Source organism: Streptomyces sp. NPDC046215 (assembly GCF_040646215.1).
Taxonomy (GTDB): domain Bacteria; phylum Actinomycetota; class Actinomycetes; order Streptomycetales; family Streptomycetaceae; genus Streptomyces; species Streptomyces stramineus.
The window spans coordinates 40,020-60,998 of sequence record NZ_JBEYZW010000042.1; the positions used below are offsets into that span (position 1 = coordinate 40,020).

General features: G+C 73.9%; 21 protein-coding genes. 9 read left to right on the forward strand and 12 right to left on the reverse strand.

Annotated elements, in window-relative coordinates; all coding sequences use genetic code 11:
- The first annotated feature begins 44 nt into the window (after positions 1-44).
- The 4 genes from ABZ951_RS19450 to ABZ951_RS19465 all read left to right on the forward strand — a co-directional run bounded on the left by ABZ951_RS19450 (position 45) and on the right by ABZ951_RS19465 (position 3,254).
- Entirely contained in the window at positions 45-1,289 is a 1,245-nt protein-coding gene (locus ABZ951_RS19450; RefSeq protein WP_344091917.1) for an MFS transporter, read from the forward strand.
- 370 nt (positions 1,290-1,659) lie between these two features.
- Positions 1,660-2,124, forward strand: coding sequence for a hypothetical protein (locus ABZ951_RS19455; protein ID WP_344091920.1), 465 nt, complete (start codon positions 1,660-1,662; stop codon positions 2,122-2,124).
- Between the two features lie 10 nt (positions 2,125-2,134).
- Positions 2,135-2,890 (forward strand): tyrosine-protein phosphatase, encoded by a 756-nt coding sequence (locus ABZ951_RS19460; protein WP_344091922.1) that lies wholly within the window; start codon positions 2,135-2,137, stop codon positions 2,888-2,890.
- A 145-nt stretch (positions 2,891-3,035) separates the two neighbouring features.
- Positions 3,036-3,254 carry a hypothetical protein gene (locus tag ABZ951_RS19465; RefSeq protein WP_344091924.1) on the forward strand — a complete coding sequence of 73 codons (219 nt, stop codon included), beginning with the start codon at positions 3,036-3,038 and terminating at the stop codon, positions 3,252-3,254.
- 216 nt (positions 3,255-3,470) lie between these two features.
- Here the strand turns inward: ABZ951_RS19465 and ABZ951_RS19470 are convergent, their stop codons facing one another.
- From ABZ951_RS19470 to ABZ951_RS19525, 12 genes are all read right to left on the reverse strand, one after another.
- Positions 3,471-4,694, reverse strand: a complete 1,224-nt coding sequence (locus ABZ951_RS19470; RefSeq protein ID WP_344091926.1) for an MFS transporter — start codon at positions 4,692-4,694, stop codon at positions 3,471-3,473.
- A 63-nt stretch (positions 4,695-4,757) separates the two neighbouring features.
- Positions 4,758-5,288, reverse strand: coding sequence for a MaoC family dehydratase (locus ABZ951_RS19475; protein WP_344091928.1), 531 nt, complete (start codon positions 5,286-5,288; stop codon positions 4,758-4,760).
- 58 nt (positions 5,289-5,346) lie between these two features.
- On the reverse strand, positions 5,347-6,588 hold the full coding sequence (locus ABZ951_RS19480) for an aminotransferase class I/II-fold pyridoxal phosphate-dependent enzyme (protein ID WP_344091931.1): 1,242 nt from the start codon (positions 6,586-6,588) through the stop codon (positions 5,347-5,349).
- Complete coding sequence (locus tag ABZ951_RS19485; protein ID WP_344091933.1) at positions 6,585-7,436, reverse strand: CoA ester lyase; 852 nt, start codon at positions 7,434-7,436, stop codon at positions 6,585-6,587. Before ABZ951_RS19485 ends, ABZ951_RS19480 begins: the two co-directional genes overlap by 4 nt.
- Positions 7,437-7,853: 417 nt before the next feature.
- Positions 7,854-8,567 (reverse strand): hypothetical protein, encoded by a 714-nt coding sequence (locus ABZ951_RS19490; protein ID WP_344091936.1) that lies wholly within the window; start codon positions 8,565-8,567, stop codon positions 7,854-7,856.
- On the reverse strand, positions 8,560-9,135 hold the full coding sequence (locus ABZ951_RS19495) for a sigma-70 family RNA polymerase sigma factor (protein WP_344091938.1): 576 nt from the start codon (positions 9,133-9,135) through the stop codon (positions 8,560-8,562). Before ABZ951_RS19495 ends, ABZ951_RS19490 begins: the two co-directional genes overlap by 8 nt.
- Positions 9,132-9,302 carry a hypothetical protein gene (locus ABZ951_RS19500; RefSeq protein ID WP_344091941.1) on the reverse strand — a complete coding sequence of 57 codons (171 nt, stop codon included), beginning with the start codon at positions 9,300-9,302 and terminating at the stop codon, positions 9,132-9,134. Before ABZ951_RS19500 ends, ABZ951_RS19495 begins: the two co-directional genes overlap by 4 nt.
- 188 nt (positions 9,303-9,490) lie before the next feature.
- A complete protein-coding gene (locus ABZ951_RS19505) occupies positions 9,491-10,144 on the reverse strand; it encodes an N-acetylmuramoyl-L-alanine amidase (protein WP_344091970.1) in 654 nt (217 codons plus the stop codon).
- A gap of 121 nt (positions 10,145-10,265) precedes the next feature.
- Entirely contained in the window at positions 10,266-11,306 is a 1,041-nt protein-coding gene (locus tag ABZ951_RS19510; RefSeq protein WP_344091943.1) for a 2-hydroxyacid dehydrogenase, read from the reverse strand.
- Between the two features lie 36 nt (positions 11,307-11,342).
- Positions 11,343-11,960, reverse strand: coding sequence for a histidine phosphatase family protein (locus tag ABZ951_RS19515; protein ID WP_361280334.1), 618 nt, complete (start codon positions 11,958-11,960; stop codon positions 11,343-11,345).
- A complete protein-coding gene (locus tag ABZ951_RS19520) occupies positions 11,957-13,468 on the reverse strand; it encodes an FGGY family carbohydrate kinase (protein WP_344091947.1) in 1,512 nt (503 codons plus the stop codon). Before ABZ951_RS19520 ends, ABZ951_RS19515 begins: the two co-directional genes overlap by 4 nt.
- Complete coding sequence (locus ABZ951_RS19525; protein WP_344091949.1) at positions 13,461-14,987, reverse strand: FGGY-family carbohydrate kinase; 1,527 nt, start codon at positions 14,985-14,987, stop codon at positions 13,461-13,463. The genes ABZ951_RS19520 and ABZ951_RS19525 overlap by 8 nt, the downstream gene beginning before the upstream one ends.
- A gap of 275 nt (positions 14,988-15,262) precedes the next feature.
- Between ABZ951_RS19525 and ABZ951_RS19530 the strand changes: the two genes are divergently transcribed.
- The 5 genes from ABZ951_RS19530 (at position 15,263) to ABZ951_RS19550 (ending at position 20,866) form a co-directional block, all read left to right on the forward strand.
- A complete protein-coding gene (locus ABZ951_RS19530) occupies positions 15,263-16,045 on the forward strand; it encodes a DeoR/GlpR family DNA-binding transcription regulator (RefSeq protein ID WP_344091951.1) in 783 nt (260 codons plus the stop codon).
- 297 nt (positions 16,046-16,342) lie between these two features.
- Positions 16,343-17,683 (forward strand): MFS transporter, encoded by a 1,341-nt coding sequence (locus ABZ951_RS19535; RefSeq protein ID WP_344091954.1) that lies wholly within the window; start codon positions 16,343-16,345, stop codon positions 17,681-17,683.
- A gap of 147 nt (positions 17,684-17,830) precedes the next feature.
- Positions 17,831-18,118, forward strand: a complete 288-nt coding sequence (locus tag ABZ951_RS19540) for a hypothetical protein (protein ID WP_344091956.1) — start codon at positions 17,831-17,833, stop codon at positions 18,116-18,118.
- The gene (locus ABZ951_RS19545) at positions 18,115-20,202 is read left to right on the forward strand and encodes a sensor histidine kinase (protein WP_344091958.1); all 2,088 of its coding nucleotides are present in this window, start codon (positions 18,115-18,117) and stop codon (positions 20,200-20,202) included. Before ABZ951_RS19540 ends, ABZ951_RS19545 begins: the two co-directional genes overlap by 4 nt.
- Entirely contained in the window at positions 20,186-20,866 is a 681-nt protein-coding gene (locus ABZ951_RS19550; protein WP_344091960.1) for a response regulator transcription factor, read from the forward strand. The genes ABZ951_RS19545 and ABZ951_RS19550 overlap by 17 nt, the downstream gene beginning before the upstream one ends.
- The last annotated feature ends 113 nt before the right edge of the window (positions 20,867-20,979 follow it).

Here is a 20,979-nt window from a genome sequence, read left to right on the forward strand (position 1 = left end):
CGGGGCGTCCGGGCATCAGGATTCCATCCATCGAAAGGGACGCCATGGGGTCGACGACTCCCACCACTCCACCGGCCCGGACGCCCGAAACCGGCCGTTCGAGCACCCTGCGCACGCTGCTGTGCGCGGAAGTACTGTCGATGACGGGGTCCCAGTTGAGCGCGGTCGCGCTGCCGTGGTTCGCCCTGCAGAGCACCGGCTCGCCCGCCGCGATGAGCAAGGTGATGGCGGCCCAGATGGTCGCCGTCGCCCTGTTCGGCCTGCTGGGCGCGACCCTGGCCGGCCGGCTGGGCCCCCGGAAAGTGCTGGTGTTCTCCGACGCGGCCCGCGGACCGCTGATCGCCCTGGTGCCGATCCTGCACGCGGCCGGCCTGCTCACCATGCCGGTGTTCATGGTGCTGCTCTTCGCGGTCGGCTCCTTCTTCGCCCCGTACGTGGCCAGCCAGCAGGCCGTCCTGCCCGCGCTCGTCGGGGACGACGAGGCACTGCTGAGCAAGGCCAACGCCCGGCTCCAGGGCGCCACCCGCCTGACCATCCTGCTCGGGCCGCCGGCGGCCGGACTGCTGATCGCCGTGATGGGAGCGCCCGCCGTCCTGCTCCTGGACGCGCTCAGCTTCACGGCGTCCGCGCTCCTCCTGCGCCGGGGCCTGCCACGCGGCCTGCCCCTCGCGCCGGCCCCGCGCCGCGGCCGGCTGCGCGACAGCCTGGCCGTACTGGTCAAGGACAAGCTGCTGGGCCGCTGGACACTGGCCCAGATCCTCGGCGAGAGCGCCTGGCAGGCCCTGTTCGCCCTGATCCCGGTCTTCGTCCTGCTCAGACACGGCTCGTCGGCCCTGTCCGGAGTGCTGCTGGGAGCGTTCGGCGGCGGCGCCCTGCTGGGCACCCTCCTGGTCGGCCGCGCGCTGCGCAGGATGTCCAGCATGCGCCTGGCCGTCCTCGGCCGGGCCGGCCAGGGCATCGCCTTCCTGGCGCTGATGCTCCCGCTGGGACCGGCCTCCCTGGCGGTCTTCCTGGCCGTGGTGGGCCTCCTGAACGGCTTGTCGAACGCGCCGATGGTGGCGATACGCACCGCGGCGATCCCCGCGCCGCTGCGGTCCGCCACCCTCACCGTGATCGCGGCCGGCGGGCTGTGCGGCGGCACGCTGGGCCTGGCGGCCGTCGGCACCGCGGTGGAATCCGCGGGCCTCGCCCGGACGTTCGCGGCCCTGGCCCTCGTCCAGGCGTGCGGAGCCGTGCTCTTCCTCACGGGTGCCGCGGCCGCGTCGCGATCGAAACCCACCACGGCCTGAGCGGGGTGCCTCCGGCGGATCACCGGCTCGGGGCACCGGGCGGCACCGAGGTGCCGCTGCGCGCGCCCGGCCCGCAGCGGACAGGCCCCGCGGAAGCCGGACCGCGCCACCGCCGGGCGGCCCCTCGCCCGGCCGGTGCCCTCCGCGGGCCACGGGCGGTGCCCGGCCCGAAGGAAGCGAGCGCCCCCGCACTCGCCGTGCCCGGCGAAGATCGCCGAAGCCGTGCCGCCCGCCCAGGCCCGGGCCCGGGCGGGCGATCGGCCCGGCGCGAGCAGCGCATACGCCCCGCCCGGGGGGCCGCACCGGGTGACCCCGCTGCACCGGGTGGTCACCGTGCGGGAGCGGTTCCTGACGACCGCCGCCCGCATCGGTGACGCCCTCGGTCGGCGGCAACCCGCTGGGGACCGTCCGGGCCCTGAAGGACAAGTCGCTGATGCGGCAGCGGTGCGAGTCCCTCGGCGGCACCGGCACCGTGCTCGGCCGCGGCGTCGGCGACCGGGAATGGGCCGACGCCCTGGCCCGGGCGGCTGAAGACCGGTACATCGTCCAGGAGCTGGTCACCCCGAGCCCCGAGGCGTTCCCCGACCCAGGCAGCGCGGACGGACGCTCCCCGTGGGCACTGAACTGGGGCGCCTTCCTCATCGGCCGGCAGTACGCGGGCGCCTTCCTGCGGGGCCTGCCGGCCGGCCGGGCCGACGTGATCTCCTTCGACAACAAGGCCTACGCGGGGTGTGTCTTCCAGGCCCCCGACCGGGCGCCGGCCCCGCGCACACCGCGAGTTGACGAGGTGTGGCGTCACTCACCGCCGCCGCCGAAGCGGGTGCGGCTGTCATAAGGTGACCCCCGTGACGAGACATATCGCGTTCGAGCGGCTGCACAACTTCCGTGATCTGGGCGGCTACCGGGCCGCCGGCGGCCGCACGGTCCGCTGGGGCCGGCTGTTCCGCTCCGACTCGCTGGGCAAGCTGCGGGGCCGGGACCGGGAGCGCTTCCTCGCCCTGGGCATCCGCACCGTGATCGACCTCCGGTACCCGTGGGAGATCGAACGCAGCGGACGCGTCCCGCACCACGAGGGGCTCGCCTACCACAACCTGAGCACCGAGCACCGCCCGTACGACCAGGCGGGCCTGGGCCCCGACGTCGAGCCCGCGCGTTTCCTGGCCGACAAATACCTTGAGGTCGCCCACGACGGTGTCGAGGAGCTCCGGCGCGCGCTGGAGCTCATCGCCGGCGACTCCGCGCCGCTGGTCTTCCACTGCCACTCCGGGAAGGACCGCACCGGCCTGCTCGCCATGCTGGTCCTCGACCTGCTCGGGGTGCACCAGGACGACATCGTCGCCGACTTCGCCCTGACCGGGCTGGCCACTGAACGGCTGGTCGCCGAGTGGCACGCCAACTACCCCGACCGCACCCTCAGCTGGCCGGGCTACGGCCGCGCCCCCGCCGAGATCATGCGGCTCTTCATGGCCGACCTGACCGCGCGGTACGGGTCGGTCCGCGGCTACGCCGCCGAGCGGCTCGCCGTGGACGACGCGCTGGTGACGGCGCTGCGCGGGCAGCTCCTTACCTCCGAGCCCACGGAGGGGGAGGCAGCGGCCTGAGGCCGCCGCACGGACTCCTGTCCCCCGGCCCCCACCGGGGGACAGGGAACATCCGCCCGCGCCGACGTCCGCCACGCCCGAAGAAGGGTGGTGGCCGTCACCGCCTCCGGATGCGGCCGGACGGCTCCGGGCGGACGCTGGAGGTATGTCCGCCAACTCCGCGCACACCCGGGTCACGGTGCACCCACCGACGCCGTCGGGCGGCCGGCGGGTGACGGTCGGCCGGGAGGTCCTGGGCACCGCGTACGGCGTGATCGACGTGCTGGAGTTCCTGCGCCGGGCCGGCATCGACCCGGACGACGTACGGCTCGAAGACTCGCCGCTGATCGAATGGACCGGCGGAGGCCCCGGCGCCTGGTCGTGAGCGGGCCGTCCGCCGCCCGCACCGCGGGCGGGCACAGTCCCAGGTCACGGGCAGTGTCCGCCCGGTGCCGCACGTGCTCGCGTGGCGGATACCGCTCTTGCGCGGGTAGCCCGTGAGTTCGTCGAACGGGACGGCCCGGCCGCCGCAGGGGCGGAAATAAAGGTGACTGCCGACCACTGAGGTGGCCGGCTCTCCCGCGCGGTCGAAGCCCCGCGCTCACCCCGTCCGGGCGGGCTCCGGCTCATCGGCGGCCGGTGTTGCCCGCCGCAGTCTCCGCGCCGTCCACAGGCCGGCGAGGGCCGCCGCCGCGGCCCAGCAGCCCGCCCACCCCAGGGCCGCCCGCGGCCCCCACAAGTCCACCACCTTGCCCGCCGTCGCGGAGCCCAGGGAGATGCCCAGGCCCATCGAGGTGGTCACCAGGGCCATGCCCTCGGTGAGCCGGTGCCGGGGCACGTAGCGCTCGACGGCCGAGAACCCGGCGATCAGGGCCGGGGCCATCGTCAGCCCCAGCAGGACCGCCGCGGGGAACAGGAAGGCCACCCCGGGCGCGACGGCGAACAGCAGCGTGCCGCCCGTGAACAGCGGCAGCGTGGCGGCCAGCCGGCGCTCCGGCGGTGACGACCACGGGCGGGCGCCGTACCAGAGACCGGCCACCGCACTGCCCAGCGCGAGCAGGCCGAGGACCCAGCCGCTCGCCGCCTTCGCGCCGTGCTCGTCCGTGAACGCCACGACCCCCAGGTCGATGATGCTCCCGGCCGCGCCCACGGCGATGAACGTGAGCATCAGCAGGGGCAGGCCGGGAGCGGTCAGCGCGGTGCCGGGCGCGTGCCGCCCCGCGTCCGCGACCGGCGGCTCGGTGCCCCGCTGGAGGGCCAGCGCCGTCTGCCCGGCGACCGTGCAGACCAGGGCCAGCACCAGCCCCGCCATCGGGTCGACCCCGGTGACCAGCACGGCCACCGCGATGGGACCGGCGACGAGGATCACCTCGTCCACCACCGACTCGAACGCCAGGGCGGCGTGCAGCAGCGGCGGCGAGCCCCGCAGCAAGTGGCTCCAGCGCGCCCGCACCAGCGATCCGATCGCCGGCATGGTGCCGCCGGACAGCGCGGACAGCAGCAGCAGGCTCCACGCGGGGCCGTCCAACTGGACGGCGGCGAGGAACCCCGCCCGGCTCGCCGCGTTGGCGAGCGTGGTGACGGCGAGCACCCTGCTCTGCCGCTGCCGGTCCACGCGGCGGCTGAGCAGGGGGCTCACCACCGAGTACGTCAGCGCGTACGCGGCGGAGACCAGACCGGCCAGGCCGTACGAGCCCGTGACCGAGGAGACGAGGAACACCGTGCCCAGCACCGTCATCAGGTGCGCCAGCCGGGCCACGAACCCGGCCGCGGTGAAACCGGGCGCCCCGGGGACGGAGAGGATCTTGCCGTAAGGGTTGTCCATGGTGTCCGCAGCCCGTCGATAGCCGGCCGGCCGGTGGCCCGTCCGTGGTCGGTGAGTGGCCCGTCAGTAACCTGCCAGGTCGCCGGTGTCCTTGTCACGTGTCGCTACGAGAAAGCTGCGTTCGAAGGTGAGCACCACCTCTCCGGTCGACTTGGTCCCGGTCGTCCGGCAGCCCACGATGCCCTCTCCCGGGCGGCTTCGGGACAGGCGCTTGGAGAGGATCTCGCTCTCCGAATAGAGGGTGTCGCCGGCGAACACGGGGGCGGGCAGCCGGATGTGCTCCCACCCCAGGTTCGCTACGGCCCGCCCGCTGGTGCTGCGCGCCGCCATGCCGCCCACGATGCTCAGCGTCACCAGGCTGGAGACCAGCGGGCGGCCCCACCGGGTCCCGGCGCAGTACGCCGCGTCGATGTGCAGCGGCGCGGCGTTCATGCTGAGCATGCTCATCAGGACGTTGTCCATCTCGGTGACGGTGCGGCCCGGCCGGTGTTCGAAGACGTCACCGACGGTGAAGTCCTCGTAGGAGAAGCCCACTTGCTCGCGGTACCGCTGCTCGCCCACCAGCCGGTAGCCGGTGATCGCCGGTTCGTCCATGATCTCCGTCTCTCCCTTTCTCTCCCTCGGCGGTTTCGGCTCTCCTCCCGCCCGCGGCTCAGAGGCCGGCGCCGGTGACGTCCTTGACGTCCTCGACGAAGGCGGCGATCTGCTCCCGGCCGAGGTCCGCCCGGAGCATGATCCGCAGACCGGCCTCGCCGCGCGGGACGATCGGGAAGAACACCGCGGAGCTGTAGTAGCCGCGCCGGTACAGCTCGGCCGAGAGTTTGACGGCCCGGTCGCCGTCCCCCACGTCGATCCGGCGCACGGGCAGGCCGTTGCCCGCGTGCGCGGTGGGAAACAGCTCGTCGAAGTAGTCGATGTTGCTCTGGTGGCGACGCTGGAGGTCGCCGAGCTCGGGGGAGCGGTGGAGCGCGGCGGAGGCGAGGGCCGCGCCGACGATCGGGATCTCCATGTTCGACGACCAGCCGACCGGCCCCGCGTGGCGCATGAGCAGGCTCTGGGCCCGCCGGTCGCCCAGCATCGCCACCGCCCCGCTGCCGCAGCCGAACCCCTTGCTCAGGGTTGCCACGATGATGGTCAGGGGATCGACGCCCAGGTGGGAGCGGACGTACCCCTCGCCATGTTCGCCGAAGATGGACAGGCCGTGGGAGTCGTCCAGGTAGAGGAAGAGCCCGTAGCGCTCCTGGAGGTCGCGCAGCCCGTCCAGGGCGGCGGCGCCGCCCATGGAGTACGCGCCGTCCGCGACGTAGGCGACGTTCGGATACCTGCGGCAGACGTCCTCGAGGTAGTCGAGGTCGTTGTGCGGGCTGGTCAGCACCAGGGTCTCGTCCGCGCAGATCGGCTTCACGTACGCCATGGAGAAGTGGCACATCCGGTCGAAGACCATCACGCGCGGGCCGCCCGGGGCGAGGTGGCCGGAGGCCAGGAGCGGCAGGATGCCGGCGGTGAGCACGCTGCAGGTGACGCCGGGGAGGATGAACGCGCCGAAGAGTTCGCCGAGTTCTTCCTCCAGGCGGAACAGCAGGTCGTGCCGGATGCGCGTGTTGGCCAGCGAGAGGCCGAGGCTGCGGGCCTCCTCCAGTGCGTCGATCGCTCCCTGCACCACCTTGGGGTGGTAGTTCAGACCCAGGTAGGAGCACGAGCACATGTTGATGAATTCATGACCGGTCTCGCGGACGATCAGCCGGTTGTTGGATTCCGCTTCGACGTGGATGTCGATCAGGCCGTGGTCCGCGGCGGCCTGCCAATAGGGGTCGGAGGAGGCCAGCAGTTTCTCGCTGTTGCGGTACTTCCGGGGCCCTTGCCAGTTCTGGATTCCGTGCGTTTCGATGCTCACTGCTGACTCCCGCTTACCGAGGGAAGGGCGGAGGGTTCGGTCGTTCCGAATTCTTCGATCAGCCGCCGGGCCGCCTCGAAGAAGGGGGTGCCCACCATCGCGCCGTCCACGACGGCGATGCCGTCGCCGCCGGCCCGGCCCGCCGCGACGACCCGGCGGGCCTTCGCCAGCAGTTCGGCGTCGGGCGAGAAGGCTTCGTTGACGGCGGAAACCTGACGGGGGTGCACGGCGATCTTCCCGCTGAACCCGAGGTCCCGCGAGAGCGCTGCCTCGTACTTCAGCCCGGCGGCGTCGGCGAACGCGAAGAAGGGGGCGTCCACCGCGTCGATGCCCGCGGCACGGGCGCTGTTGACGAGCCGGGCGCGGGCGTGGAGCAGGGGATCCCAGGCGAGCCGGGCCCCTATGTCGAAGGAGTAGTCGGCCGCACCGAAGATCAGCCCGCGCAGCCGCGGTGACGAGGCGGCGATCCGGCCGGCGTTCTCCAGCCCCCGCGGCGTCTCCACCACGGCGAAGAACCGGGTCTCGGGGCAGGAGCCGTGCAGGACGCGTTCGACGATCTCGATGTCGCGCGCCGACTCCACCTTCGGGATCACGACGACGGCCGGTTTGACGGCGTAGTTCCGCAGGGCCAGCAGGTCCCGCAGCCCATCGGGCTCGGTGACGGAGTTGATGCGTATCCCGCAGCGGGTGGCCGCGGCCGAGGGGCCGGTGAAGAACCACTCGGCCCGCCGGCGTGCCTCCGCCTTGTCCCGGTGCGGAATCGAATCCTCTAGATCTACGACACACATATCGGCGCCCGAGTGGTGGCTCTTCGGGTACCGGTCCACGTCCGACGCCGGTGTGGACAACAGAGAACGGCAATAACGGGTGTACTTCATGAGCAGGTCTCCGACCCGACTGATGACGTTATCGAGGCACCGGTACCGCCACGTCGCACGGGCTCTCCGGAATTCATCCTTCGGTTTTCCGGAGTGAGGGCGGGCGCGGTGGGCGGTAATGTGACGGTGGTGCCGGACCACGACCATAACCGTCGCGGAGGGGATTTGTCGCTCTCTATTTTTCCGGTAGGGCCGTTGTGTTCTGGCGCAATAAAACCGCCTGCCTCATAAGGATTTCCGAGGTGTCTGGCGCCCCGCGCGCGCACCGGTGGGGCGCGCAATTCGGCGCCCCGGGCGCGCAGTCGCGCTCCGGCCTGGACGTGGCGGAGACGCGTGCCACTCATGCCGGGGCGGCGGTCACCCAAGTGACCGCCGCCCACGCATGGTTCAGGTGGTGGCCGTGAGCTGTCCGATGCGTTCGGGGAAGCTGGGCTCGGGCAGGGGCAGGTCGACGTCGTCCACGTCGTCGAGCGCGTCGGGGACGTAGGCGATGACGGCGTTCGCGGCCGCGGAGAACGTGTCGGCACCGGTGTCGCGGAGGTGGTCCAGCAGGAGCAGGGCGGCGTCCAGGTCGGTGCGGTCCTCGGCCTCGGGGGCCTGGGGGAGGAGCGGTTCGAGCCCCGCCTGGTGGTGCCAGAGCTCGGCTTCCTCGCGTTCGCCCAGTGCCATGTGGTGGAGGTAGAGGCAGCAGGCGGCACCGCGGTTGCCGGCGCCGGCGGCGAACTGCCACCAGAACTGGGCCGACTGGTCGCGCTCGGCGAGCTGCAGCACGCACCCGAGGACGAGCGCGCCGTCGGGTTCGAGGATCCGGTGGGCGAGGAACTCCCCGAGCTTGGGGAGGTCCTGGGTGACCACGGTGCGGCACAGGGTGCGCAGCTGATGGCGGTAGGCCCGGTGCGTCAGCCGGCTGCGGTCCGCCGCCCGGGCGGCGGCCGTGCGGGCGGGCGCCATCTGGTCGTCGAACGTCAGGGCCCCGTGCCACATCCGGGCGGAGATGCGCGCGGTGAGGCGGGCCTGGGCCCTGGCGGTGTCGGTGAGGGTATAAGGGCGGTGCTGCTGGCGGACGCGGGCCAGGGCACGGTCGAGCAGGTGATCATTCATTGTCGTCCCGGCCTTCCCGGGCGGTGGTGTCGTGGTCGTAGCCGAGGGCCTGGCGCAGGCGGTGGCGGGCGAAGCGGGCGGTGGAGCGGACCCCGCCGGAGGTCGTGCCCATGATGTCGGCGACCTGGGCGACGGTGTGGCCCAGGCAGTACAGGAGCACGATCACGTCGTGCTGGCGCTCGGGTAAGGCCCGGATGGCCTGGTAGACGGCGAGACTGTGTTCGAGCTCGCCGATGGGGTCGACCGCGTGGCGCAGGGCGGTCGTCTCGAAGGCGGCGGTGTCGATCACGGTGGGGCGCTTGTCCCGGGCCCGGGCGCAGTCGAAGGTGCGGTTGCGCACGACCGCCCAGGCGTAGGCGTTGGGCGCCTCCAGCGTCAGGATCCGGTTCCAGGACATGAAGAGCTGCTCGAAAGCCTGGTCCACCGCTTCCTCCGCGTCGTGGCGGTTGCCGAGGACGACCTCGGCCCAGTGCACGTAGTGGCCGCGGTAGAGCTCGTGGAAGGCCCGGTAGTCGGCGGGCAGGGTGGTCATCGGGATGGCAGCGGTACGGCGCGGGAGATGGCTCATCGCACCCCTCCGCGCCGGCGCGCACGCGGCGGGTGGGGCCGGCGCAGTTCGCTCAGGCCGATCCGGACGCCCACCGCCGTGGCGCGCCGCAGCAGGCACCGGAGGTCGCCGCCGAAGACACGTGCGGCCACCACGGCGGCGAGCAGGTCTGTGAGATGTGCATTCACGAAAGAGGAAACCCCTCCAGTCGGGACGGACACGGTGGAGGCGTCCCCTCGTCGTCCTCCGCTATAGAAGCGGTCGACGGAGCCCGAACGTGCAAGGGACGAAGGTAAAGAATCAAGGAAGGCACCCATCCGCTTAAGCCTCGAAGACGTATGCGAATCGCCGGGCGGGGCGGGTGCGCCGGCGGGTCTCAGCCCGCGGCCGCCCGCACGAGCCTCAGGTACCGGTCCCAGTCCCAGTGCGGCCCGGGGTCGGTGTGGTCCGTGCCCGGTACCTCGGAGTGGGCGACGATGCGGGACCGGTCCACCGGAATCGCGTAACGGGCGCAGATCCCGGCCGTGAGCCGGGCCGAAGCCGTGTACATGGCTTCCGTGAAGTCCCCGGGCCGGTCCACGTACCCCTCGTGCTCGATGCCGACGCTGCGCTCGTTGAACCGCCGGTTCCCGGAGTGGAAGGCCACGTCCAGCTCGCGGACGGTCTGAGCGACGCGTCCGTCCTTGCGTACGACGTAATGGGCGGCCGCCCGGTGCAGAGGATCGCGGAAGACCCGGAGGGCGTCGCCGTAACTGCCCTGGACCACATGGATGACGACCAGGTCCACGGTGTAGTCGGCCGGCCGCCGCGCCCGCCGCCAGTTCGCCGATGAGGCGGCGTGCCACTCGGCGCCCGCGTGGTCGAGCTCCCCGTCCCTGCGCGGCTTCTCCCGTCCCGAGGCGCGCCACCACCACCGCGCGAGCTCGTCCCGCCCGGCGTACCCCGCCGCGCCCGCCACCGCCGCGGCACCGCCCCCGAGCAGCAGCCCGCGCCGGCTGATGCCCCGGGGTCGCTCCCGTTCGTGTTCCATCTGTGCCCCCTGGGACTGCGGCGCGCCCGTGCTCCGTTCTGATGCGGACACGCGTGCGACACCTTCGCCGGTTCCCGGGCCGGCCCGCGGAGCGCCGGCGCGTAGCCGCGGCCCCGGGGCCTCAGGAGCCCAGGACCTCGGGGTTGGCGCAGTGGGCCAGCGGCTCGCCGCGCAGGAAGCGGCCCACCTCGCCCGCCACGATCCGGGCCGCCTTGCGGGCCACCTCCTGGCTCGCGCCCGCGATGTGCGGGGTGAGCACGACGCCGGGCGTGGACAGCAGCCGGGCCCCGGCCGGGACCGGTTCGGTGGGAAAGACGTCGAAGCCGGCCCCGGCGAGCTGGCCCGCGTCCAGCGCGTCGCACACCGCCTCGTAGTCCAGGAGCGCGCCGCGCGCGCAGTTGACCAGGACGGAGCCGCGCGGCATGGCCGCGATCTCCGCCCGGCCGATCATGCCCTTGGTCTCCTCGGTCACCCGCGCGTGCAGGGAGACGATCCGGGATCGGCTCAACAGCTCGTCCAGGGAGACCAGTTCGGCGACGCCCCCGACCGCCTCCTCGCGCACGTACGGGTCGTGGACCAGCACCCGGGCACCCATGGCGCCCAGCACCCGGGCCACCCGCGAGCCGATCGCCCCGAAGCCGACCAGGCCGACGACCGAACCGTTGATCTCGATGCCGCAGTTGTCGTAGTCGTAGTAGTCGCCGCGCCAGATGCCCCGCTTCAGGTCGGTGTGGACGTCGCCGACGCCCCGGGCGGCGGCCAGCAGCAGGGCGAGGGTGTGCTCCGCCGTGGCGACGGCGTTGCGGCCGGGCGCGTTGCAGACGGCGACGCCGTGCCGGGTGGCCGCGGCCAGATCGGCGTTGACCGGGCCGCCACGGCTGACGCAGTACAGCTCCAGACCGGGGCAGGCGGCCAGGACCCGCTCGGTCAGGGGTGCCATCTGCGTGACGCAGATCCGCGCGCCGCGCAGCGCCTCGATCAGCTCCTCCTCCGTTCCGGACGCCTCGTCGACATCCGCGACGGGCCCGAAGGGGACGTGCGGCCAGGGCAGCGTCAGCTCGCGCACGTCCAGGTCGGCGCCCGGAACGGCGGCGCGCAGCTCACCGGTGAGCAGGCGGGGCAGGACGAAGTGGTCGCCGGCGGCGAGGACAGTGGTGGTCACGGCAGTACTCCGAAGGGTCGGTCGAGTCCGAGAGGTTCAGTCGAGGCCGGGGGTGAGGGGGACGTTGAGCCGCAGCAGGGACGCCCGGCCCCCGCTCAGCCGCAGTTCGGTCAGGGCCCCGTTCTCCAGGGCCGGGAACACCTGCCGGTAGTGGGACAGCGGGATGCCGAGCAGCTCGCACAGCACCAGGCGGACGAGGGTGGAGTGCGCCACCACCAGGACGCGGCCGTCGGGAAGGTCCCGCGCGACGTCCCGCAGGCAGTCGACACCCCGCGCGGCGGCCGCCACGGGGTCCTCGCCGCCGGGCAGGTGGTGGGCCACCGGGTCGTCGAGGAACGCGGCCAGCTCGGCCGGGAACTCCGCGGCCATCTCACGGCGCGTCAGCCCGTCGCCGCGCCCGAAGTCCACCTCGTACAGCCGCTCGTCCACGCGCGGCGACAGGCCGAGTGCGGTCGCGGCCGGCTGTGCCGTGAGCCCGGCCCGGGACAGCGGCGAGCACAGCACGGCGTCCAGCCGCTGCCCGGCCGCCCAGACGCCGAGCGCCGCGGCCTGCCGGCGGCCGAGGCCGGTGAGGGGGACGTCGGTGCGGCCCGCGTAGCGGTTCTCCGCGTGCCACTCGGTCTCACCGTGGCGTACGAGGACGAAGTCGGTCACTGCTCTGCCTTTCTGCGCGCGTGCTCCGCCACGGCGGGGTCCAGCCGGCCGCGCCGGGTCAGTTCGTCGACGAAGTCGAGGTAGCGGGGGACCAGGCGGGCCGTGCGGGCCGGATCCGGACGCAGCTCCTCCCGCACCCGCACCATGGTGGCCGCGGCCTGCTCCAGGCCGGCGCCCGACGCGGTCGCGGCGAGCACCGCCATGCCCGTGGCGCTCTCGGCCTGCTCGGGCAGCCGGACGGGGCGGCCCAGGACGTCGGCGCGCAGCTGGGACCAGTAGCGGTTGCGGGCGCCGCCGCCGGTGAGCGTGAGCGGGCCGCCGACGGGGGCGCCGAGGTGGTCGAGGTAGTCGAAACAGAGCCGTTCGACGCAGGCCACGCCGAGGAGGAAGGCGTGGAAGCGCTCGGCCGCACCGGAGGGATCGCCCAGGACGAAGGCGGTGGCGTCGGGCGCGCGGAACGGGAAGCGCTCGCCGCCGGCCCCGGCCAGCGGATAGGCGACGGCGGTCGACCCGGACGCGGCGGCCCGCCGGGTGAGGGCGTCGAGATCGGCACCGGGGAAGCACCGGGTGAGCACCCCGGCACCGCTGCTGGACGCCCCGCCGGGCAGCCACATGCCGCCGGGCCCGCGGTGGCAGTAGACGACCCCGCCGGGGTCGCGGACCAGGTGGGGACTGGCACCCTTGAGGACCAGGGTGGTGCCGAGGACGGAGTTCCAGGCGCCCGGGGTGAGGGCACCGGCGCCGATCTGGGCGGCACACCCGTCCGTCATCCCGGCGACGATCGGCGTACCGGCCGGGATGCCGGTGACACCCGAGGCGTCGGCGCACACCGTGCCGATGACCGTGCCCGGCCGCACCACCTCGGGCAGCAGGGCGGCCGGGACACCGAGCGCGCCCAGTTCCGCCTCGGGCCAGCGCTCGTCCACGAGGTGGTAACCGGTCTTCAGGGCGTGGCTGGCATCGCTCGCGAGCTGCCGCCCGGCCAGCCGCCACGTGATCAGGTCGACCTGGTGCAGCAGCCGGGCACCGGCGGGCGGCGGACAGTGGTCGAGCAGCCACAACAGCTTCGGCAGGGCCCAGGACGGCTGCATGGAGCGGTAACCCAGCTCCTGCCACACCTCGCCGCCGGCCGCGTCGACCCGCTCGGTGTACGCGCGGGCACGCCCGTCGTCGTACATCAGCCCCGGGGTCAGCGGCCTGCCCCGGCCGTCGGCCAGGAGGACGGTCCCGGAGGTGCCGTCGAGGGCCAGGCCGCGGATCCGCTCCGGGGCGATGCCGGTGAGGGCCTCGCGGCAGGCACCGGCGAGGGCGGACCACCACTGCTCGGGGTCCTGCTCGTGGCGCACGCCGTCGCGGTGGCCGGTCAGGGGGCGCGAGGCGGCGGCGAGCAGCCGGCCGGCGCCGTCCACCGCGACCACGCGGGCGCTCTGCGTGCCGAGGTCGAGCCCGAGGTGGACGCCGTCGGGATCGAGAGGGCCGGGGGAGCGGGGGGAGCGGGCGTCAGACATGCGTGACCTTCGGAGCGGTGGGGGCGGTGGGGGAGGGGAGCGGCGGTGCCCAGCCGAGGGAGCGGGCCGCGCCGCGCCAGGCGAGGAAGGACGCGTGGAGCTCGTCGTAGAACGCGCTCCGCCCGGGGTCGGGCTCCCAGCTCGCGCGCATTCGCACGTACGTGGCGGCCGCGCTGTCCATGCTGCTCTCCGCCCCGCTGAGCACGAGCCCGGTGAGGAACGCGCCCTTGGCGCCCAGCTCGGTGTCGGTGCTGCGGGCCGTGGGCACCCCGGTGACATCGGCGATCAGCCGGCACCAGTCGTCGCTGACCGAGCCCCCGCCGCACAGCCGCAGTTCGCGGACCGCGGCCCCCGAGGCCTGGAGGCAGTCGCGCACCACCATCGACAGGCCCTCGAAGACGGCACGGGCGAGATCGGCGCGCGTGTGGTGCAGGGAGAGGCCCCAGAACGCGCCGCGGGCCCCCGGGTCGAGGAACGGAGCGCGCTCACCGGCCGGTGAGAGATACGGCAGGAACGCCACCCCGCCGGCGCCCGGGCGCGCGCCGAACGCCAGCTCACCCAGGGCCGAAGGCCCGTCGGCACCGAGGACGCGCGCCGCCCAGTCCAGGACCTCGGTACCGGACAGGGTGGGGTAGGCGCGCAGGATCCGGCCCCGGTCCCCGTAGGCGATGCTGATGCCGCACGGCTCGCCGCCGGTGTCCACCTGCGGGGTGACGACCTCCGTGCACAGGGTGGTGCCGAGGATGGCGCACGCCTGGCCCACGCCCGCGACGCCGGCGCCGCGGGCGGTGGCGGCGACGTCGTAGGGGGCCATGACGACGGGCAGCCCGGCGGGCAGCCCCAGCTCGCCCGCCGTCCGCGCGGTGATCGGGGCGAGGCGCTCGTCCTCGCCCAGGACGCGCGGCAGGAGGCGGTGCGCCCAGGCGAGCCCGAAGAGGTCCAGGACCGCCGGGTCGTAGTCGCCGGTGGCGTGGTCGAGGAAGGGGGCCGACGCGTCGGACGCGTCGATCGCGGTGATTCCGGTGAACTTGAGGAACAGCCAGCCGGCCGCCGTGAGCGCCGTCCGGGAGCGCTCCAGGCGCTCCGGGTCGTGCGCGGCGAGCCAGCTGATCACCGCGTTGGGCATGCCCCCGCAGGTCAGGGAGCCGTTGCGGCGGTACGCCTCCTCCAGGACGCCGTCCGCCGCCCAGCGGGTCAGCAGCTCCCCCGCCCGCCCGTCGGACCACAGGACCGCCGGCCCCGTCGGCCGGCCGTCCCCGTCGACGAGCCAGCAGCCGTCGCCCTGCGCCGTGAAGGTCACCAGCCACACCGGCTCCTGGCCGGGGCCGAGCTGCGCCAGGGCACCGCGCACGGTACGGACCACGCTGTCCCACACGGCGTCCATGTCCTGCTCCGCCCACCCGGGCCGGGGGCGCAGCACCTCCGTGCTGATGCGGGAAACCGCCGTCTCCCGCCCCTGGCCGTCGAATATGACCGCCTTGATGACCGACGTACCGACATCGATGCTGAGAACCGACATGACCGGAATACCTGCCCCTTCGCAGTGACCGCGGCACACAGCCGCGGCCGGCTCACGGACGACAGCGAAACGCGCCGCCGACAGGGCCGTCAATCGGCCACGGCGTTTTCCCGCAAGGCACCCGGACGCCGGTGTGAGGTCCCGTGCCCGCCCGGCTCCGGCAGGAGGCGGCGCGCCCCGCCCGTGTTAACTTCACGTGAGGTTCGCACCACCCGTCCGGCCCCCGGTGACGCGCCTGCCCCGCACTGATCGCGTGACCCGGAAGGAACGGCGGCATGGCCCGGATGGATGTCCAGGAGGAGCGCCGCCGCGCGCTGCGCGATCTGGTGACGGCCAAGGGGTTCGTGCGGACGTCCGCGCTGGCGGAGGAGTTCGGCGTCAGTGTGATGACGGTCCACCGAGACCTCGACGCGCTGCAGTCACAAGGGTGGCTCCGCAAGGTGCGCGGCGGTGCGAGCTCTCTTCCGTCGACGCAGTTCCACGGCAGCGTCAGCGAGCGCATGACGACGATGGCGCGGACCAAGCACCGGCTGGCCCGGGCCGCCGCCGCACTGCTGGCCCCCGGGCAGATCGTCATGCTCGACGACTCCACGACCTGCCTGAGCCTGGCCCGGCAGATGGCCGACCACACGCCGCTGACCGTCATCACCAACTCCCTGCCGGCCGTCTCCGCGCTGGCCAGGGAGTCGGGCATCTCGCTGATAGCACTGGGCGGCACCTACTTCCCGGCCTACGACGCCTTCATGGGGCTGCACACCGCGCAGAGCGTGGAGTCCTTCCGGGCGGACGTGCTGTTCATGTCGACCACGGCCGTCACCGGGGGACGCTGCTACCACATGTCACCGGAGACGGTGCAGGTCAAGCGGGCGATGATGGCGTCGGCCGCACGCCGGGTGCTGCTCGTGGACCACACGAAGTTCGCCAACCAAGGGCTGTACGCCCTGGCGCCGCTCACCGACTTCGACCTGGTCCTCGTCGACGACGCGGCACCGGCCTCGGAGGTGCGGCGGCTGCGGGAGAGCGGCGTCGACGTCCGCACGGTCGAAGCCCCGCGCTGAGCAGCCGGCCCGCGACGCCGGAAGGAGGCGGCGGGCACCGCGTGAACATCACACCGAGTTCACCCGGCCGGCGGCCGCCCTCCGCACCGCTGCCACGGAGCTGAGCTGCGCCGACACCTGACCGAAGAGCTCCCACGCGGGGGTCGTGGGGGCGATTTCACGCCACGGTGTGCCCGGCTCGCGGGGTGTTCCTGCCGGTCGTTGACGCCCCCGCCGCGCCGTTTCATCGTGTCGCCTCAGCGCACGTTCCGTCGCGCTTTCCCCGGCTTCCCCCGAACCTCGGAAGAGGTGGTTCCCGTGACGGCCGTCATGGCCCCTTCGTCGTCCGCCGACGACATGCCCCGCCCGCGCCTGCTGGAGCGGATCGGCATTCCCCGGGCACTCGCCTGGGGGTTCCTCGGCGTTCTCGTCTTCATGGTCGGCGACGGTGTCGAGTCCGGCTACCTCTCGCCCTACCTGCTGGAGGAGGGGGTGTCCAAAGAGCGGATCGCGCTGCTGTTCAGCGTCTACGGCGCCACCGCGAGCGTGGCGGCCTGGTTCTCCGGCGCGCTGTCCGACCTGTGGGGGCCGCGCCGGGTGATGATGCTCGGCCTCGCCCTCTGGGTGGTGTTCCAGACCGTCTTCCTGGTCTTCGCCCTCCCCACGGTCGACTTCCCCCTCCTGCTGCTCGGGTACGGGCTGCGCGGGTTCGGCTACCCGCTCTTCGCCTACGGCTTCCTGATCTGGGTCACGGCCGTCACCCCCCGGCGGCGGCTCGGCTCCGCGGTGGGATGGTTCTGGTTCGCCTTCACCGGCGGCCTGCCCACGCTCGGCTCCCTGCTCGCCGGCCTCGCCGTGCCGCGCGCCGGCGCGTACGCCACGCTGTGGCTCGCCCTCGGCCTGGTGGTGACGGGCGGTGCCATCGCCCTGCTGCTGGTACGCGAACCCACCGGCAGAGCACGCCTGGCACCCGCCGGCGAGCGCCCGGTCGCCACCCTGCTCGGCTCGCTCGCCATCATCTGGCGCCGGCCCCGCGTCGGGACGGGCGCACTCGTCCGGGCCATCAACACCACACCCCAGTTCGGGTTCCTGGTCTTCCTGCCGGTCTTCTTCACCGACACGCTCGGATTCGCGCTCAGCGAGTGGCTGCAACTGCTGTCCGCGATGTTCGCCACCAACATCTTCTTCAACCTCATCTTCGGCGTGGTCGGCGACCGCTTCGGCTGGCAGCGCACCATCGCCTGGTTCGGCGGCGTCGGCTGCGCCGTCACCACCCTGCTGCTCTACTACGGGACGACCGCCGCCGGCGACAACTACGCCCTGGCCATGGTGCTGGTGAGCCTCTTCGGCGCGACGCTGGCCGGGTACGTGCCGCTCTCCGCCCTGCTGCCCTCCCTGGCCCCCGACCACAAGGGCCAGGCGCTGTCGGCCCTGAACCTGGGCGCCGGCGCGAGCACCTTCCTCGGCCCCGCCCTGGTGGGCCTGCTCCTCGGGCCGCTCGGGGTCCGGGGCGTCATGTGGACCTTCGCGGTCCTGTACCTGGCCAGTGCCGTCATGACGGTCTTCCTCCGCCTGCCCGACTCCGCGGCGACGGCCGCCCACCCGGCCACCGACCACCCGGCCACCGGCGCCCCGGCCACCGATCACCCGGCGGCCTGACGCCGGGCTCGGTGCGACGCCTCGGCAAGCCCGCACCCCACCGCCGCCGGAGGCGACCCGCAACGCGGAGGATCGCCGACTCGTTGTTCAGCGCGTTTCCCGAGTGACGCCCACCAGGGGCGCCACCCGCCCGACCGAGGAGAGAGAATGCGCTGTTCGACTCGACGGCCCCGCGTCCCCCTGGCCGCGGTGGCCGCCGCCCTGGCCCTGGGATTCCTGCCGGTGGGGGAGGCCGCGGCGGGTGACGCGACCCCGCGCGCCCACGGCAACTCCCCGATGGACGACGGCAACTGGAAATACATCGCCACCCACCACTCGAAGCGCGGGTGCGAAGACGCCGGCGACGACGGCAAGCGCGCCAAGCGGTGGGCCCAGTACCGGTGCCTGCCCTCCGGCTGGTTCGGCGTCGACCCCTACGACCTCTGGGTGCGATGAGCCCGCCCGCGGCTGCCGTCCGGACGCACGGGCGGGCGGTCCGCACGGCGGGCACGGCCGCGGCCCTGCTGTTCGCCGTCCTGCTGGTGAAGCTCACCGTCGTCCTGTTCCTGGCGGGCGACCAGTGGCTCGCCGTCAACTACTCCGCCCCCCAGGCGTCCGCGGAGGTCACGCGCCTGGTCGTGGGCCTGCCCCTCTGCGCGGTCGCGGTACTGCTGCTCGCCGACCCTTCGGGGCACCGCATGGGCGGCCTGCTGCTCGCCGCGGGCGCGGTGTGGATCGTGCCGTCCGCCGTGTTCGACCTGTTCGCGTTCCTCGGCAGCGAACCGGTGCCGGTCGCCGCCGCCATGATCCTGCTGGGGGCCACCGGCATCGCCGGCCACCCCCTGACCGTGCTGCTCCTGCCCCTGTGCTTCCTCCACGACGCCACCTCCCGCCGCAGCCGGTGGGGCGTTATCGCCGGCGCCGGCGCCGTCTGCCTGGGCTACGGCGTGCTGTGGGCGCTGGGCACCCCCGGCTCCCACCCCTTTCCCAGCCCGTGGTCCGGCACGGCCGTCAGCGAATGGGCCATAGCCCGGCTGGACCCCGGGGAGGAGGCCGTGGACTGGGCCAGCCGCGTCGTGACCCTGGTGGTGACGGCCGACCTCGTCCGCCGCGCGCTGCGGGAGCCCGCCGGGGACGGCCGGCGCGTGTGGGCCCTCCTGGCCGTGGCCTACCCGGCCTGCGTCTGCCTGCTGCTGTCCGACGTGTGGGGCGAGAGCTGGACCGTCGCGGCCCGCGCGGCGGGGAGCGCGGTGTGGGTGGCCGTCATCTGCCTGGCGGCGGCCCGTGGCGGCATGTGGCGGCTGGAGCGCGTCACCAGCCACCGGCTGGCCGGCGCGTTCGTGCTCACCGCCCTGGCCGCCGCGGCCGTCTGCGCCGCCGTGGCCGCGTGGGCGGCCCTCCCGGCCGCCCGCAGCGTGACGGTGGTCGGCGCCGCGGGGTGCGGACTGGTCGTCGGCTGGACCGTCCGGCCCGTCGTCCTGCGCACCTCCCTGGCGGTGGAACGGGCCTTCTACGGGCCCCGCGCCCGGCCGTACGAGGCCATGCGGGCCCTGACCGTACGGCTGCGGCAGGCGCCGCACCCCGGCCACGTACCCGAACAGATCTGCCGCAGCGCGGTGGAGGACCTCGGGCTGGCCGGCGCGACCATCGGCGTCGACACCCGGTCCGGACCCCGGTGGCTCGCCGCCGTCGGCGCCCCCGTGACCGACCCGAAACAGGTCTTCGCCCTCCGCCACCACGGCCAGGTGGTGGGCCGCCTGGAAGTGGCACGCGGCGGTACGAGCACACCCCCCGAACGCGACGGCGACCTCCTCTCCCTGCTCGCCGACCAGGCCGGCCCGGCGCTGGCCGCCCTGCGCCTGGGCGAGGAGGCGCAGGCCGCCCGGGAAGCCCTGGTCCTCGCCCGCGAGGAGGAGCGCCGCCGGCTGCGGCGCGAGATCCACGACGGCCTCGGCCCCCAACTGGCCGCCGCCCAGCTCCGCCTGGGCACCGCCCAGGCGTGCGGCCCGCCGTCCTCCGCCGCCGCGGAGCACCTGCGCACGGCCGCCGAAGTCCTCGGCGAGGCACTGGCCGAAGTGCGCCGCATCACCGCGGGGCTCACCCCGGCGGCACTGGTGGAACACGGCCTCCTCGACGCCACACGGACCCTCGCGCACCGGCTCAGCACCGACGACGTGCGCGTGCGCGTGACCGGCCCGCCCGCGCCGCTGCCCGCCCTGGCACCCGGGGTGGAGACCGCCGCCTACCGCATCGCCGCCGAGGCCGTCACGAACGCGGCCCGGCACGCCAGGGCCCACCGCGTCGAGGTCGCCTTCGCCGCCACCCCGACGGCGCTGACGGTCACCGTCACCGACGACGGCAGGGGCTTCGACGCGGCCGCCGTCCCCGGCACCGGCCTGGCCTCGGTCGGCGAACGGGCCGAGGAGATCGGCGGCACGTCCACGATCACCAGCGGACCGGACGGCACGACGGTCACCGCCACCCTGCCCATCACCCCCCGGCCCCGGACCCACGAGGATGACGATGAGCGAGACACCTGACGGCGACGGCGCGGCGCGCCCCTGGCGCGTGCTGCTGGTCGACGACCACCCCCTCTTCAGGGACGGGCTCGCCGCCGCGATCGACCTGGACCCGGGCTTCACGGTCGTCGCCCGGGCGGCCACCGGTGAGGAAGCCCTCGCCGCGGCCGCCGACAGCACCCCCGACCTGGTCGTCATGGACCTCGGACTGCCCGGGCTGTCCGGCATCGAGACCACCCGACAGCTCCGCGAACGCCACCCCGACGTGCGCGTCCTGGTCATGACCATGTCCGAGGACGACGACAACCTGCTGGCCGCCGTACGGGCCGGGGCACGCGGCTACCTCCTCAAAGGGGCCGTGCGCGAGGAGATCCTGCACGCGCTGCACACCGTCGGCCGGGGCGGGGCCGTCTTCAGCCCCCGCATGGCCGAGCGCCTCGGCGCCCTGTTCACCGCGTTCGGCAGCGCCCCCGCCAAGGAGGCGTTCCCGACGCTCACGGCCAGGGAACGCGAGGTCCTCGACCTCCTGGCCGCCGGCCTGAGCTACCGGCAGATCGCCCAGCGGCTGTTCGTGGCGGACAAGACCGTGCGCAACCACGTCGGCTCGATCTTCGCCAAGCTCCAGGTCCACGACCGTGCCACGGCGATCGTGCGGGCCCGCGACGCGGGCCTGGGCTCCGGCTGAGCCGCACCCCCGGGAGGAGGAGACCCGGCCTTGGGGGGGGGGGCGGCCTGCCCCGCCCCGGTGCGGATATCGGCGGGGTGGGGGAAGGTGTGGACCGGGGGGGGGTTGTGGAG

Excerpts from the sequence above, each read along its gene's own strand:
- ABZ951_RS19490 (WP_344091936.1), bottom strand. The coding sequence starts at position 8,567 with ATGAATGATCACCTGCTCGACCGTGCCCTGGCCCGCGTCCGCCAGCAG.
- ABZ951_RS19465 (WP_344091924.1), top strand. The coding sequence starts at position 3,036 with ATGTCCGCCAACTCCGCGCACACCCGGGTCACGGTGCACCCACCGACG.
- ABZ951_RS19530 (WP_344091951.1), top strand. The coding sequence starts at position 15,263 with ATGGCCCGGATGGATGTCCAGGAGGAGCGCCGCCGCGCGCTGCGCGAT.
- ABZ951_RS19540 (WP_344091956.1), top strand. The coding sequence starts at position 17,831 with ATGCGCTGTTCGACTCGACGGCCCCGCGTCCCCCTGGCCGCGGTGGCC.
- ABZ951_RS19495 (WP_344091938.1), bottom strand. The coding sequence starts at position 9,135 with ATGAGCCATCTCCCGCGCCGTACCGCTGCCATCCCGATGACCACCCTG.
- ABZ951_RS19475 (WP_344091928.1), bottom strand. The coding sequence starts at position 5,288 with ATGGACGAACCGGCGATCACCGGCTACCGGCTGGTGGGCGAGCAGCGG.
- ABZ951_RS19525 (WP_344091949.1), bottom strand. The coding sequence starts at position 14,987 with ATGTCGGTTCTCAGCATCGATGTCGGTACGTCGGTCATCAAGGCGGTC.
- ABZ951_RS19470 (WP_344091926.1), bottom strand. The coding sequence starts at position 4,694 with ATGGACAACCCTTACGGCAAGATCCTCTCCGTCCCCGGGGCGCCCGGT.
- ABZ951_RS19545 (WP_344091958.1), top strand. The coding sequence starts at position 18,115 with ATGAGCCCGCCCGCGGCTGCCGTCCGGACGCACGGGCGGGCGGTCCGC.
- ABZ951_RS19520 (WP_344091947.1), bottom strand. The coding sequence starts at position 13,468 with ATGTCTGACGCCCGCTCCCCCCGCTCCCCCGGCCCTCTCGATCCCGAC.
- ABZ951_RS19450 (WP_344091917.1), top strand. The coding sequence starts at position 45 with ATGGGGTCGACGACTCCCACCACTCCACCGGCCCGGACGCCCGAAACC.
- ABZ951_RS19550 (WP_344091960.1), top strand. The coding sequence starts at position 20,186 with ATGAGCGAGACACCTGACGGCGACGGCGCGGCGCGCCCCTGGCGCGTG.
- ABZ951_RS19505 (WP_344091970.1), bottom strand. The coding sequence starts at position 10,144 with ATGGAACACGAACGGGAGCGACCCCGGGGCATCAGCCGGCGCGGGCTG.